The organism is Chthoniobacterales bacterium, assembly GCA_039930045.1.
Taxonomy (GTDB): Bacteria; Verrucomicrobiota; Verrucomicrobiia; order Chthoniobacterales; family DASVRZ01; genus DASVRZ01.
On sequence record JBDSQB010000007.1, the window covers coordinates 48,817 to 62,949 of the forward strand.

Sequence of the window (14,133 nt, forward strand, 5' to 3'; positions counted from 1 at the left end):
TCGATTTCTATGCACAACCGAAAATCCATGAAGTCCCTGATCTCTCCCTATCAAATTTCCAGCGGGAAAAAATTTCTCCTCAAAAGCTGCGACCCATCCGACACGGGCGATTTTAAAGACAAGGAGCACGCGAAGGACAGGCTCGCCGCCGGCGTTGCGCGAATCGCCGAGTTGCAAGAAAAACTCTACGCGCAGGATCAATGGTCGCTCCTGCTCGTCTTTCAGGCGATGGACGCGGCGGGCAAGGACAGCGTGATCAAACACGTCATGTCGGGCACCAATCCACAGGCCTGCCAGGTGTATTCCTTTAAGCAGCCGAGCAGCGAGGATCTCGACCACGACTTCCTCTGGCGCTGCCAGAAATGTCTCCCCGAGCGCGGACGGATCGGGATTTTTAACCGTTCCTATTACGAGGAAACGCTCGTCGTCCGCGTGCATCCAGAGTTTCTCGCGAAGCAAAAACTGCCGCGCCAGCTTGTCGGCAAAGACATCTGGGAGAATCGTTTTCAGGACATCAACGACTTTGAAAGAACTCAAACTCGCAATGGAACGATCATCCGGAAGTTTTTCCTGAACGTCTCGAAGGAGGAGCAGAAGAAGCGTTTTCTGGCGCGGCTGGATGATCCGACGAAGAACTGGAAATTTTCCGCGGCCGACGTCGCCGAGCGCGGTCATTGGGACGAATACATGGCGGCCTACGAGGACATGATCCGTCACACCGCGACGGAGAGCGCGCCGTGGTTTGTCGTTCCGGCGGACAAGAAATGGTTCACCCGGCTGGTGGTGGTCGCGGCTGTGATCGATGCCCTGGAGTCGCTCGATCTGGAGTATCCGTCAGTGACCGAGGCGATGAAAAAAGACAACCTCGCCGCCCGGAAAATCCTTGCCTCGGAAAAGTAGCGGCTGCCGATCTCCGCGATTCCGTCGAAAAAGCGTTGGAGTTTGAGTGAAATCACCACATTCTCATTGCACAGGGGTTGAACCCGTGTATTTTCGCGGTCCTCTTATGCCAAAGTCAATTGCCAGACGCAAAACCAAGAAAGCAGCGGCGAAGCGTTTTAAAATCACTGGAACTGGGAAAATTCTCCGTTCCTCTGCCAATAAACGCCACTTGTTGAGTGCCAAAAGCCCAAAACAAAAACGCCAGGCCGCCAAGTCTTGTCTCGTTGATAAAACGGACATGAAACGGGTCAAAGACTGCCTGCCTTTCCACTAGACCCATGGGTCTCGTAGAGGCAGCCATCGGATTTTCCACCCAAGAGACACTCCACCGCTTTTTTAGCTGGGGTCCTCTTCACCGAATGAACGGGGTCGGGAAATCATCAACCAAACCAACAGTTCATTCGTGGAGACCGCGCCCAAGCGGATTTTAGAACATGCCAAGAGCCACTAACGCACCCGCCAGCCGCGAACGCCGCCGCCGGGTCATCGAAAAAGCCAAAGGTTTCCGCGGTCGCCGCTCGAAACTTTTCCGCTACGCCAAAGACGCCGTCATGAAGGCCCAATACTGGGCATATCGTGACCGCAAAACCAAGAAACGGAACTTCCGTTCCCTCTGGGTGCAACGCCTCAACGCTGCCGCCCGCGAGCAGGGGCTGACTTACAGCCGATTCATGGAAGGCCTCAAAGCCGCCAACATCGACTTGGACCGCAAGGTTCTCTCGGACATCGCCATCACGGACGATTCGGCGTTCAAATCCATCATTGAGCAGGTGAAAGCCGCTCTGGATAAGAAGAACTCGGCGAGACAAGCGGCCTAACTCGACTGAAAAACCCGGTCATCACCGGGCCATCTGAAACTTTGAAGCCGAGTCACTCACACTGACTCGGTTTTCGTTTCCACCTCTTTTTCACTCATGGAAGACGCCCTTAGGGAGATTCAAACCGGTGCACTCAACGACATCGCCGCCGCTGCTGATTTGGCCGCGCTGGAAACCCTGCGTGTCGCCCTCATGGGACGCTCCGGGAGCGTTTCCGTGATCGGCGAGCAGATGAAAACGGTGCCGAAAGAGCAGCGTCCGGTCTTTGGGAAATTGCTCAACGACACGCGCAACGCCATATCATTGGCACTCGAATCGAAACAGGCCGAACTCAACGCTGCCCGCGACGCGCAGGCCGTCTCCAGCATCGACGTCACGCTGCCCGCGCAGTCGCACCCGCAGCCCGGCGCATTGCATCCGGTCACGCAAATGCAGGACCGCGTCATCCAGATTTTTCGCCGGCTCGGTTTCGCCATGGCCGACGGCCCCGACATCGACGACGAGTGGCATTGCTTCGACGCGCTGAACACACCCGCCGACCACCCCGCGCGCAACGAGACCGACACCTATTATTTGCCCGATGGCCGATTGCTGCGGACACACACTTCGACCGTGCAGATTCGGACCATGGAAAATCAGCCGCCGCCTGTGCGGGTGATTTGCCCCGGAGCCGCCTATCGGCGCGACGAGGTGGATGCGACCCACCTCAACCAGTTCAACCAGATCGAAGGCCTCTACGTTGCGGAAAACGTCAGCCTCGCCGATCTCAAGGGCACGCTGGAATACTTCCTCCGCGAACTCCTCGGCGCGCAGACCGAGATTCGTTTTCGTCCGCATTTTTTCCCGTTCACCGAGCCCAGTTTCGAGGTAGACGCCAAGCTGCCCGGCACCAACAAATGGCTCGAACTCGCTGGCTGCGGCATGGTCGATCCGGCGGTTTTTGAGGCCATCAATCAACGCCGGGGCGACAACGCCTTCGACCCGGAACGCGTCTCCGGTTTCGCCTTTGGCTTCGGCATCGACCGCCTCACTATGATCCTCACCGGCACCACCGACATCCGCATGTTAGTAGAAAACGACCTGCGCTACCTCCAGCAATTCCGGTCATGAAAGTCTCACTCAACTGGCTGCGGGAATTTCTCCCGCTGACAAAAACCAACGCCGAAATTTCCGACCTCCTCACCTTCGCCGGAGTGGAAGTCGAGGGCATCGAAACAAAAGGCGTCAACATCGCGAACGTCGTCGTTGCCCAAATCCAAAGATCCGAGCAACACCCAAACGCCGACCGCCTGAGCGTCTGCAAAGTCGATGACGGCAGCGGCGTCCCTCGTCAGATCGTTTGCGGCGCAAAAAACTATCAAGTCGGCGACAAAATCCCACTCGCACTTCCCGGTGCGATCCTGCCTGGAGATTTCAAAATCAAAGTCGGCAAACTGCGCGGCATCGAAAGCGAAGGCATGATGTGCTCCGCCAAGGAACTCGGCATTTCCGAAGAATCCGCAGGCCTGCTCATCCTCTCGCCCGACGCTCCAATCGGAACTGAAATCGGGAAATTGTTTCCAGCAGACACGATCTTCGATTTGGAAATCACCCCGAATCGTGCCGACTTGCTCAGTCATCGTGGGATTGCACGCGAGTTAGGTGCGATTCTCGGGATTCCAATCGAACTTCCCTCAAAAAACGACGTCCCGTCGAATGCTCGCTTCCCAGTCAGAATCGAATCTAACTCCGCTCTCTTTTATAGCGGGCGCATGGTTAGAAACGTAACAGTCGGCCCGAGCCCAGAGTGGTTGGTTAACAAACTCCAATCCGTCGGCCTGCGCTCGATCAACAACGTCGTCGATGTCACCAACTTCGTGATGTTAGAAATGGGCCAGCCGCTCCATGCGTTTGACCTGGCCAAAGTGGATTGTGGCATTGTTGTCCGAAACGCCGCCGATGGTGAAAAATTCCTCGCCCTCGATGGCCGTGAATACACTCTAACTCCGCTGGACTTAGTCATCGCTGACGAATCAAAAGCGCTCGCCATCGCCGGAGTCATGGGTGGTCAGGACAGCGGCGTTTCCGCCTCCACAACGGATGTGCTGTTAGAAAGCGCCCTCTTTCGCTCTACTAACATCCGTCGCACTTCGCGCGTGCTCGGGCTCGCCAGCGACTCTTCGTATCGCTTCGAGCGCGGCGTCGATCCGGGCCAGCTTCTCGCCGCCTCGGCGCGTGCCTGCCAATTACTAGAAGAGATTGCCGGTGGCCAGGCTGAACCTGTACTTTCCATGGCTGGCGAATTACCGCCGCTGGAATGGACTGTTAGTCTCCGCAACGACCGCTGCCGCCAATTGTTAGGAGCACCGATTTCTGACGAGCGCATTCAGCAAATTTTGAGCGGACTTGGATTGCAATCTGGCGTTGGCAACGAATGGAAAATCCCCTCGTTTCGCGCCGATCTCACTCGCGAAGTCGATCTTATCGAGGAAGTCGCGCGCGTCCAAGGCATCCAGAGCATCCCGGGAAAATCAGGCGGATTCGCTGCTCCGATTTCCGACGTGGATCGTCTCTATGATTTCCAGATGGGTCTCAAGCGCGCTTTGGCTACTCGTGGCTTTTCCGAGGCACGCACGTTATCGCTGCGTCCGGCGAATGAAACGGCGCTCCGAACTGAGGCAGCGCTGAGAGTGCGTAATCCGCTGACGGAAGACCAGACGTGGTTTCGCGAGAGTCTCGTCGCTGGATTGCTAACCGTCGCCGAGTTCAATCAGCGCATGGGTGCGAGTTCCATCCGACTCGTTGAGACGGGTCGCGTCTTCAAAAAAACTGCGTCGAGTTCCATCGAAATCTTCACGCTGGGTTTGTTAGTTACAGGTCAGGACACGCAGAGCGACTGGCGCAAAACATCGCAGCCGCTCGATTTCTTCGCTTTGAAAGCCGATGTTAGCAGCCTGGTTGCGGCTCCGCTGGAGTTCGTCGCAGCCACCCATCCGGCAGCCGTTCTCGCCGCAGACATTTCCATCGCCGGAAAAAAAATCGGCTGGATCGGACAGCTTCAACCCGCACTCGTTCGCGACTCCGGTGTGAAGACTCCCGTTTACGTGGCGGAGATCGATCTGGCCGCATTGTTAGGAGCGTTGCCCGCGACGCGGCTATTTTCTGCGTTGCCAAAATATCCGGCAGTCACGCGCGACATTGCGATGTTAGCTCCGCTGACGCTGACGCATTCCGAAGTCGAAGCCGCATTGCTCGGGGCCAACGATCCGTTGCTTCGCGATGTCGCCATTTTCGATCTCTTCACCGACTCGACTGGAGCCAAAATTCCGGCGGATAAAAAGTCGCTCGCCTACTCGCTCACCTACCGCGCCGACGACCGCACCCTCACCCAGGACGAAGTCAATACCGCCCACGCCCGGCTGAAAAATCGGCTGGTGGAATCGTGCGGCGTCACGCTGCGGGAATAGGCACGACAAACGTCTCGCCGACATCGACGGACAGGAGGCGCTCGGGCTCGCTGGCAAAGGCGGCTCGGATGCGGTGGGCCGGTTCGTCCATCCGCTCGGAACTGAGTTTGAAGGTTTGGTGGTGGACGGGGACGAAGTGTTTCGCGCCCGCAGCCTCAGCCATGGCGTGAGCCTGCTCGGGATTGCAATGCGCCCGAATCCACGGGTCGTAAGCGCCGATGGGCATGAGGATGAGATCGATATTTTGGCCATTGGCACCGAGGTGGCGGAAGGCGTCGGTCATCGCAGTGTCGCCGGAGTAAAAGACGCGGCGGCCGGATTTCTCCAACACATAGCCGTTGTAGCCGCGATGCTCGTCGCGCAACATCCGCGCTCCCCAATGTTTCACCTCGATGCCGGTGATGGCGATGGAACCCGACTGTAACTTGAGCGTGAGGGTTTGGTTCCAATGCAACTCGTGGACGTGGTGGAAACGGCGCAGGAGATCGGACGTGTGACGGGCGGTGACGATCTGCGTGTCGCGCGGAAAGTGCCGCAAACTGGAGAGATCGAAGTGGTCGAAATGCGCGTGGCTGAGGACGATGAGATCGATCTTGGGGAGTTCGCGAATGGAGAGAGCAGGGCGCAAATAGCGTTTCGGACCGAGAACGAACGGGCTCCAGCCGGGTCCGGCTCGCATGGAAAAAACCGGGTCGGTAAGCACCCAGGAGCCGAGGAAATTCAGCAAAACGGTGGAGTGGCCGAGGCAGGCACCGGTGATTTTCTCATTCGACCACGACGCCGGCGTGGGACGATGCGGCGCGGGTGGAACGGAGCGAAAACTGTCGAGAAAAAGCTGGCGAAGAATGCGGGTGCGGGCCATGGGCGGCGCAACCTAGCACACTTACTCGGGCAAAATGAGCGCGGCCTGGCGGTCGATGCCGGCGCGGGCATAATCGCTGCCGGGGTAGAGGCTTTGCGCCTTGAGATACCACGAAAGACTGGAGCCGGGCTGGTTTTGTTTCTCGAGCTGCTCAGCGGTGCGGAGGGTTTTCACGAAGTCCGAGGCCTCGGTGGTGAGGTTGGCGCGGACTTGGTTGAGTTTATTGTCATTGGGATATTTCTGGTAAACCTGCTCGACGTTTTCCCAGGCTCCAGCGTAGTCGCCGCGCTTCTCGATTTCCTCGGCCCTCATGAGTGCGCCCTCGATGGTTTGCATGGCGTCGAGCACTTCCTGGAGCTGTTTCTGACGCTCCGGATAGAGCGCGGCGGCGGCGATGAAGCGGACGCGGTCGTCGTAAATCCGGCGATATTCCTTGCGGCCAAGGAGTTCGTCGAGGAGGTCGAGCGCCTCGAGTTGCACGTCGGCCTGTTTGAAGATGATCCCGGAAACCTCGGCGAGCGCAGGGTTGCGCGGCCAAAGCTCGGTCGCCTCCTTGAGCTCCGACTCCAGCGTCACGCGATCACCGCTCGCGGCGGCGTTTTTGGCCTTGGCGAGATGCATTCCGGCGACGGTCTTGGCGGTCTGGATGGCAGCCATCGGCTTCGAGGAATCGAAGTCGTGCGCCATCGTTTCGAGATCCTTCACAAGCTTTTCGGCCAGCGCGTAATCCTTCACATCGAGCGCGGAGACGAGCTGATAACTCGACTGGCTAAACTTCAGCGCCTGCCGTTTTTTATCGCGGGAAAGCGTGCGGAACTCCGGCATGTACTCGCCGACGATAAAGCCCTCGCCGAGACGTTTGGTGGCGCTTTCCAGCTCGTCTTTCGTCAGAAGAAATTCATACGCCTGAATGCTTTCCCGGCAGTCGCGGATCGCTTCGTTGGCCATGCTATCGAGCGTGCCCACCGTCGGCGGCATCCCGGTCGTTTTGGAGAATAGATTCTTGGCGTCTTTGCCCATTCGCATCGTCGTGTCGCCATCGCGGAAAACATTGCGATAAAACCGCGTCGCAATCAGGACATGCTGATACCGCCGCTGAAAAAACAACTGAGCGCAGAGCGATTGCATCTCGATCTTCGCCTGCAACGCCGACAATTCCTTCTTGGCCTGATTCGCCAGCACGAGCGCCTTGATCTCGGCGAGCCGCGTCACATACGGCTGCATCCGCGTATCGCGTTTCATGTCCTGATTTTTTTTGTAAACCTCCTGGGTCGCGGCATTGGCGCTGGTCGGCGGCGCATCGGTGAGGGCCATCTGGGAAGCCATGCCGGCGTTCCATTCCACGGCTTTTTGCTCCGTCAGCAGGGCATCATTGGCCTGTTGCAGACGCTGGCGCTCATTTTGCGCGCTCCAAGCTGAATAAACTGCGTCCGCTATCGAGTCGCAAAGCCGCGCGTCGGTGTCGAAGGCACTCGCTTGCGGCAGCAAACGAAACGCCTCATCCAGACTCTGCGGATTGACTTTGGACGGGGCGAGCTTGTCGAGGATGGAGGCCAGAATCGCCTGATATTTCTTGTCCGCCTCCGTGGTTTCCTCCGGGGCATTGAGATATTTCTCGAAGCGGGCGTTGAAGAGCCGGTTGTCGTTGATGTTCCACGACTTCCCATTCCATGAAAAAACCTCCGTGTGCGGATCGAAGCTGGGGATGTCGCCGTTGCCTTTCGGAGCGCTGCTCGCTCCGCCGGAAGCCGGGGCGGATTGTGCGGCAGGCGCAGGCTGGGCCGGCGGAGCCTCCAAGGGAGCCTGAGCGAAAACGACCGCCATCAGCATCCAACTCGAACCTAGAAAAACGGGGGCGACTTTCATACTTTTCGGAGTTCGTCCACGTGCAGAATGCCGTTTTCATCGACGGTCAATCGAATGGCAAAGGTCTGCCCGCGCTGGATGTTCATGCTGTTCAGCGACTGCGGCACGAGCACCGGCAGCACACTTTTATTGGCATCGTCCACATCGATGGAAAAGAGCCGCCCGGAGCGGTTGCCGCGAATGAAATTGCGGATCGTGCCCGTTACGCGATAAGTGTTGCCGCGCAGACTATTGGCATTTTCGAGATAGAGCTGCGTGTCGAGGATCGCTGTCGTGCGATACGGGTCCTGCACATTGCGGAAAAGGGTGAGACCGCCGGCGATGGCGAGCACCACCAGCAAGACGCTGGCGGCGATCCAGCCGGGATGAATTTTAGAACTGGCTCTGCGTGACATGAGGGGATGAAACCAAAGTAGCCAACGTGGCACCGGGTGGCAATCCGGTTGTTCAGACTAAAATGCGCCGCACTTCGGCCAGCGCAAGCAGCGGCCAGTTGATGCGGTAGGAATCGTAGCGCAGGTAGAAGACGCCGGGGAAACCGGTGCCGGTGGTGTCGGGTTCGTGCCAGTCGCCGGCGGGTTGCTGGGTTCGGAGGAGCCAGTGCGCGCCGCGCAGGATGCGGGAACGGTCGGGCTCGTGGGCGGCGCAGAGTCCCATTAGCGCCCAAGCGGTTTGTGAGGCGGTGCCGGTGCCTTTGCCGCGCGTGGTGGGATCGAGATAGGACGCCGCCGTTTCTCCCCAACTCCCGTCTTCGTTCTGGCAACTCTCCAGCCAGTCGCGCGCACGGACAAGCCACGGTTCGCGCATGTCGTGGCCAAAGGCGGCCAAACCGCGGAGGACTTGCCACGTGCCGTAAATGTAGTTCACGCCCCAGCGTCCATACCACGAGCCATCGGCCTCCTGCGTGCGGCGCAGATAGGCAATGGCCTTTTTGATCCGGGTTCCATCCGTATCAGGGCAATGTCCTAACACTTCCAGGACTCGTGCCGTGAGGTCGCTGCACTCGGGGTCGATGATGGAGTTGTGATCCGCAAACGGCACTTCCTCCAGCCAGCGATCGGTAACATCGCGATCAAAGGCCGCCCAGCCGCCATTGCGACATTGAAAAGCCAGTAACCAATCCATCGCGCGAGCCGTGAGCGGAGTTCCATCCCATTCTGGGAAACGGGCGAGTGCTAACAACACCATCGCGGTGTCGTCGGTGTCGGGATAGTAGATGTTAGAAAACTCAAAGGCCCAGCCTGCGGACTCAATGTTAGGAATGCGCTTCGCCCAATCGCCCGCGAATCTAACCTCGCGAGAAACTAACCAATTCACAGCGCGAGTTAGACGCGGATCATTCTCCGAAATGCCCGATTCGCGCAAGGCGATGAGATTGATCGCAGTGTCCCAAACTGGCGAGAGACACGGCTGGATGCGGAAGTTGTTAGGTTCGTCGATGAAGAGTCCGCGCATGTCGGCGTCGGCTTTGCGGGCGAGGGGATGATCGCGTTCGTAGCCGAGACATTGCAGGGCGATCATCGAGTTCAGCATCGCTGGGAAAATCGCGCCGAGTCCGTCGGAACCTTCGCCCATGCGCTCGATCATCCAGTTTTTGGCACGAGTTAGGGCGGACTCACGCCAGGGTGGCGGGGGCAGTTTTTCGGTGAGCTTGAGTGCGCGATTCCAGAAGAGAAAAAAGTTGCGCCAGGCGAGGAGCTTGCGGTCGCGCGGGAGTGAGAGATCGGTGTTTTCGTGGCCGACCGGATACAACTCGTGCAGTTGCAAGTGCGCCGGAAGATTTCTCACGGGCTTGAAATGATTGATGATGGCCAGCGGCACTAACATCGTGCGGCTCCAGGCGGAGACCTTGTGCAGGTTGAAGAAAAACCAGTCGGGAAAAAGCATGATCTCCAGCGGAATGGCTGGGAGATATTCCCACGGGAATTGTCCCAGCAAGGCGAGGTAGAGCTTGCTGTAAGTATTCATCGCCGGGATGCCGCCGAGCCGCAAAATCTGATTGCGCGCCTCGGTCATCCACAGCGCATCAGGCGAATCGCCTGCCAGCTTGAGTGCATAGTAAGCCTTGATCGTCGCGTTGATTTCCGGCGGACCGCCGTGATAGATATTCCAGCCGCCACCCTCGAGAGCGCGACTCCTAACATGGTCCGCGCACTTCGTTTGCAAGTCGAGTTCCATTCGATTCGACCAATGCAGATAGAGAATCCAGTCAGCGCAAAGCGTGGCATCGACGGCCAGTTCGTGAATCCAATAACCCTCGGGTTGCAGTCGAGTTAGAAGGTAATCTTGCGCGGCGGCAATGGCCTCATCAATCGGGAAAAGACTGGCAGGTTCGTTGTTAGCAGCCTGCCGCCCGGCGGCGTTCATGGATGCGGCAGCAGAGTCGGTTGCGAGACGGGTTTCCACGGATTCACCTCGCGCGGAATTGGATTAGGCTTCGCGCCGAAGTTGAATTTGATGTTCTTCCAGTTGTCGCCGGGTTGAGAGTCGATGCCTAAAGTGGCGGAAGGTTCGTAGCCGCAATGCATCATGCAATTCTCGCAGCGCGGATCGCGGGCCTGACCATCGACCACTCCGTATTTTTCCCACTGAACTTTGTCGAGCAATTCCTGATAGCTAGGATAGTGGCCGTCGGTCATCAGATAACATGGCGCTTTCCAGCCACGAATGTTGCGCGTGGGGATGGCCCAGGCCGAGCAGCGCAACTGGCGTTTGCCGCTGAGAAACTCGAAGTAAATGGGAGTTCCCAGCAAATTATACTCCCGCGCCCAGCGTTCGATGTTCTGGAATTTCTCGATGGTTAGCTTGCGAGTAAGAAAGAAATCCTCGGGGGCGAGTCCGAGTCGTTTCTGCATGTCCTTCTTCGCCGCGTCGTATTCATAGCCGGGGCTGATGGTGTGTCCATCGACGCCCAGCGTGGCTAGAAACGCAAACAAATCCTCGATCTCGGTCATGTTAGTTTCTTGATAGACGGTTGTGTTAGTAGCGACTTGATAACCTAACAATTTCGCCATGCGAATCGCGGCGATGCATTCCTTGAAAACACCTTCGCGTTCCACGATGATGTCGTGCGTGGCTTCCAATCCATCGAGATGGACATTCCAATAGAGCCAGCCGCTCGGGGCGATGGTGGGCGAGTTGAATTTTTTCGGTCCGAGTCGAATGGAAGTCGCCTCGTCGTCGCTGATGAGTTGCGAGGTGAGGAGTTCCGCGATGCGCTGGTTCACCCAATCGGGGCGGCGAACGAATTCAGCCGCGAGCCACTGGCGCATTTTCTTCCGCATGAAGACGCCGTTCGTGCAGATGTAAACGATCCGGTTCTGTTCGCGCAATCCTGCGACCAGCTGCTCGATCTCGGGGTAAATCAGCGGTTCGCCGCCGCAGATGGAGATCATCGGCGCGTCGCATTCCGCCGCTGCGGCGAGGCAGTCGGCCAGCGGCATGACGTCTTTCATCGACGTGGAATATTCGCGAATGCGCCCGCAGCCGGTGCAGGAAAGGTTGCAGGTGTGGAGCGGCTCGAGCTGGAGCACGGTGGCGAACTTCGGAGTTTTGCGAAGCTTGTGCCGGACAATGTGGGAAGCGAATTTAAGAGTCAGCGGCAGAGGAAATCTCATGGGTTACGATTGTGCAAACGGTATGGGGGAGGTCAGAGGTGTCAACGGCGAAAGTGGATGCGTTGCAGACAGTTACCTAGAATTTATCCCGCTGGATCATGTCGTAAAAGAGGCCGGACGCGACGCGATTTCCAGGATTCAGATTCCAGCCAGGAGCCGGTCGAACCGCTCCTTTTGCTCACCCCATTCCTCCAGCAGTGACTCGGCGGCTTCCCGTTCGCCCGACTTGTCGGCATAATCCCAGAGTCCGTTGTGGCAATGTCGGTGGTTCGTCCAGCCGGGATGATTGACAATGGGATACCAGCAGAGGCCCTCGACCGGCACACCCGCCTCGATGGCTGCGGCCACTTCGTCGCAGACATAGCGAAACCACTTCGGACGGAAGTCTCCCTCCGTCCCCGTCTCCGCCAGAAAGAGCGGTCGCTGATAACGCTGCCAGTTCTCCGCCAGCAACTCGCGCAGTGGCTTGTAAGCCGGGTGCCCCAAGCGCAATTGCGGCGGGTTTTTCTTCCCCGGCGCACTCTTGTGGACCATCCATTGATTGGCTGGATAATAATTCAACCCAATGATGTCCAGATACTCCGGCTTGCCGCCCAACTCCGGTTTCCAGCGGCCGGAAATCATGTCAAAACTCTGATACTGCGCCTGGTGATAGGCGTCGGCGCGATTCTGGGCGCGCTTGCTCTGGGGATCGCCCAGCACACGGATCAGCGGATCGGTATGAACGATGCGCGTCTCGCGGGAAACTTCCCAAGCGCCCTCGATGCTGGCAATCGTGGCACGCACCAGTTGCGCCTTCAGGTCGTCGCCCCGTCCCCGGCTGCCGGGGTTGAACATCGCTATCTGACCCCCGGCCCAGGCGAAGAACGAAATCTCGTTCACCGGCGCGATCCACGGTGCGCGCCCGGTCACCTCCAGATGCATCCGCACAAAAGCCTGGGTAAATTTCCCCATCCGCTCGACAAAGGCCGGCTTGAAGATCGCCACATCGTCCGGCCAGCCGTAGTGGCACACATCCCAGATTACTTTCAAACCCGTCTCTTCCGCCGCCTGGAGCATCGGCAGCACCGACGAGAAATCATATTGCCCCGGCTCCGGCTCGATCTTGTGCCAGCGGAGCCCGTCGCGAACGACTTGCACTCCGATCTCGCGCAGCCGCTGGTAATCCTCTCGGACAAATTTATCGTGCTTCGTCGAGGCGATCAGATCCAGCCGCCGCCCCGAGCCGAGGCGGTGGGTGGAGCATTCAAAGCCGCCCATCAGGAAGCCGGGAATGAGGTTTTGCGAGGAATTTGTGGAAGGCGGCGACATCATTTCCCTTGTCATTCGGCGCTCGCCTAACCATTGCGTGCTTACTAATCGGTGGGCACGGGATCAGGCGCAAACCTGTGGGCAGCGTAGGGACGTTAAAGAAGTTTTCAAGGAACTTCCAGCCTGCTTTTCGGAGCCAGCAACACCGCCAGATTCGCCAGCAGGATTGCCGCGCCGCCGAGCACTAGCGCGCTCGTAAAAAGCTCATTCTCCAAGTCGAGTTCCATCCATATCGCGAGAGCGCCGGGTAAAAATAGCGCAAACACCGCCGCAAACACCGGCTCCAGACAGTATATCAGCCCCGCATCCGTCGCCGACACGTGGGGCTGCCAGCGATTCATCGCCGTAAACGTCACCAGCGTGCAGCCCACCGTCAGCGCCGCCACCAGAAACCAGCTCGGCCACCCGTGGAAAGCCTGGAAGAAATCCGACGCCTGCGCCATCGTCAGCCCCGTCACACCCGACATCGCCGCCGCGATCGCGAGAAACATGATCGTCGAGAAAACCACCGGACGATTCGACTGAAACTCCGCCCGTTCCAGCCACAAAATCTGGCCCGCGAAGAAAACCGAGCAGACCAGCGTCTCGATTTCGCCCCGACCCAGATGCAAGTCGCCCCAGCGCACCCCCGAGAGGATCGCCACCCCCGCGATCACCAGCCCGAGGGCAAATATCTCCACCGCGCGCGGCCATTTCCGCAGCCGCACCGCCGTGTAGAGCGGCAAAATGGCGCAATACGACTGCGTGAGAAACGCCGAGACCGAGGCCGTGGTGCGAAAGAGCCCGTCGTTTTGAAAAATGAGCCCGCCGCTGGCAAAAAACGCCAGTCCTAGACCTTGCACCCACTCCGAGCGCGTCGGCCGCATCCCGCCGCGCAGCGCCAGGCCGAGCATCACCACCCCCGCCACCCCGAAACGCACGGCCACCGTCAGCGCGGTCAGAAACCAGGTCGAGGCCAGCGGCAGATTTGCCTGCTGGGCCACCGCTAGCGCGCGGGTGAGGGGAAAGCTCAATCCCCAGAAAAGCGTCGCCCCGATGAGGTAAAGAGAGGCGCGGCGTTGGTCAGTCATGGCGGTGGAGGAACTTGCTTTCCCGCCCCTTGCATTTCCAGCGAAATCCGATGTTGCAGTGACGCGACCGTCCCAGACTCGGAGCGACAAAGGAACGTCCAGGCGCGGAGAGCGCGGGCGGCCCGTCGGCGGACGTTATGGGCTGATGATCCTCTGATGGGAGTCCAACTCACAGACCGCATAGTCGATAGTTCCATAGCC

General features: G+C 58.6%; 12 protein-coding genes. 5 read left to right on the forward strand and 7 right to left on the reverse strand.

The annotated features are described in order from the left end of the window. Nucleotides 1-27 precede the first annotated feature (27 nt). From ABIT76_06510 to pheT, 5 genes are all read left to right on the forward strand, one after another. Nucleotides 28-900 (forward strand): polyphosphate kinase 2 family protein, encoded by an 873-nt coding sequence (locus ABIT76_06510; protein MEO7932791.1) that lies wholly within the window; start codon nt 28-30, stop codon nt 898-900. A gap of 106 nt (nt 901-1,006) precedes the next feature. Beyond that, nucleotides 1,007-1,216, forward strand: a complete 210-nt coding sequence (gene rpmI / locus ABIT76_06515) for a 50S ribosomal protein L35 (GenBank protein MEO7932792.1) — start codon at nt 1,007-1,009, stop codon at nt 1,214-1,216. A 160-nt stretch (nt 1,217-1,376) separates the two neighbouring features. Beyond that, nucleotides 1,377-1,760: a 50S ribosomal protein L20 gene (gene rplT, locus ABIT76_06520; GenBank protein ID MEO7932793.1), complete on the forward strand. Its 384-nt coding sequence runs from the start codon at nt 1,377-1,379 to the stop codon at nt 1,758-1,760. A 96-nt stretch (nt 1,761-1,856) separates the two neighbouring features. Continuing rightward, complete coding sequence (gene pheS / locus ABIT76_06525) at nt 1,857-2,870, forward strand: phenylalanine--tRNA ligase subunit alpha (protein MEO7932794.1); 1,014 nt, start codon at nt 1,857-1,859, stop codon at nt 2,868-2,870. Then, complete coding sequence (gene pheT, locus ABIT76_06530; GenBank protein ID MEO7932795.1) at nt 2,867-5,206, forward strand: phenylalanine--tRNA ligase subunit beta; 2,340 nt, start codon at nt 2,867-2,869, stop codon at nt 5,204-5,206. The genes pheS and pheT overlap by 4 nt, the downstream gene beginning before the upstream one ends. Here pheT and ABIT76_06535 read toward each other — a convergent pair. The 7 genes from ABIT76_06535 to ABIT76_06565 form a co-directional block, all read right to left on the reverse strand. Then, nucleotides 5,190-6,068 (reverse strand): MBL fold metallo-hydrolase, encoded by an 879-nt coding sequence (locus tag ABIT76_06535; protein ID MEO7932796.1) that lies wholly within the window; start codon nt 6,066-6,068, stop codon nt 5,190-5,192. The genes pheT and ABIT76_06535 overlap by 17 nt on opposite strands. A 21-nt stretch (nt 6,069-6,089) precedes the next feature. After that, nucleotides 6,090-7,934, reverse strand: a complete 1,845-nt coding sequence (locus tag ABIT76_06540; GenBank protein ID MEO7932797.1) for a hypothetical protein — start codon at nt 7,932-7,934, stop codon at nt 6,090-6,092. Further along, complete coding sequence (locus tag ABIT76_06545) at nt 7,931-8,329, reverse strand: hypothetical protein (protein ID MEO7932798.1); 399 nt, start codon at nt 8,327-8,329, stop codon at nt 7,931-7,933. Before ABIT76_06545 ends, ABIT76_06540 begins: the two co-directional genes overlap by 4 nt. Before the next feature lie 52 nt (nt 8,330-8,381). After that, complete coding sequence (shc, locus tag ABIT76_06550) at nt 8,382-10,340, reverse strand: squalene--hopene cyclase (GenBank protein MEO7932799.1); 1,959 nt, start codon at nt 10,338-10,340, stop codon at nt 8,382-8,384. Further along, on the reverse strand, nt 10,298-11,551 hold the full coding sequence (gene hpnH, locus ABIT76_06555; GenBank protein MEO7932800.1) for an adenosyl-hopene transferase HpnH: 1,254 nt from the start codon (nt 11,549-11,551) through the stop codon (nt 10,298-10,300). The genes shc and hpnH overlap by 43 nt, the downstream gene beginning before the upstream one ends. Before the next feature lie 138 nt (nt 11,552-11,689). Continuing rightward, nucleotides 11,690-12,865, reverse strand: a complete 1,176-nt coding sequence (locus tag ABIT76_06560; protein MEO7932801.1) for a beta-galactosidase — start codon at nt 12,863-12,865, stop codon at nt 11,690-11,692. A gap of 104 nt (nt 12,866-12,969) precedes the next feature. Beyond that, nucleotides 12,970-13,932: a DMT family transporter gene (locus ABIT76_06565; protein MEO7932802.1), complete on the reverse strand. Its 963-nt coding sequence runs from the start codon at nt 13,930-13,932 to the stop codon at nt 12,970-12,972. Nucleotides 13,933-14,133: the final 201 nt, after the last annotated feature.

Excerpts from the sequence above, each read along its gene's own strand:
- ABIT76_06510 (MEO7932791.1), top strand. The coding sequence starts at position 28 with ATGAAGTCCCTGATCTCTCCCTATCAAATTTCCAGCGGGAAAAAATTT.
- rpmI (MEO7932792.1), top strand. The coding sequence starts at position 1,007 with ATGCCAAAGTCAATTGCCAGACGCAAAACCAAGAAAGCAGCGGCGAAG.
- rplT (MEO7932793.1), top strand. The coding sequence starts at position 1,377 with ATGCCAAGAGCCACTAACGCACCCGCCAGCCGCGAACGCCGCCGCCGG.
- pheS (MEO7932794.1), top strand. The coding sequence starts at position 1,857 with ATGGAAGACGCCCTTAGGGAGATTCAAACCGGTGCACTCAACGACATC.
- pheT (MEO7932795.1), top strand. The coding sequence starts at position 2,867 with ATGAAAGTCTCACTCAACTGGCTGCGGGAATTTCTCCCGCTGACAAAA.
- ABIT76_06535 (MEO7932796.1), bottom strand. The coding sequence starts at position 6,068 with ATGGCCCGCACCCGCATTCTTCGCCAGCTTTTTCTCGACAGTTTTCGC.
- ABIT76_06540 (MEO7932797.1), bottom strand. The coding sequence starts at position 7,934 with ATGAAAGTCGCCCCCGTTTTTCTAGGTTCGAGTTGGATGCTGATGGCG.
- ABIT76_06545 (MEO7932798.1), bottom strand. The coding sequence starts at position 8,329 with ATGTCACGCAGAGCCAGTTCTAAAATTCATCCCGGCTGGATCGCCGCC.
- hpnH (MEO7932800.1), bottom strand. The coding sequence starts at position 11,551 with ATGAGATTTCCTCTGCCGCTGACTCTTAAATTCGCTTCCCACATTGTC.
- ABIT76_06560 (MEO7932801.1), bottom strand. The coding sequence starts at position 12,865 with ATGATGTCGCCGCCTTCCACAAATTCCTCGCAAAACCTCATTCCCGGC.
- ABIT76_06565 (MEO7932802.1), bottom strand. The coding sequence starts at position 13,932 with ATGACTGACCAACGCCGCGCCTCTCTTTACCTCATCGGGGCGACGCTT.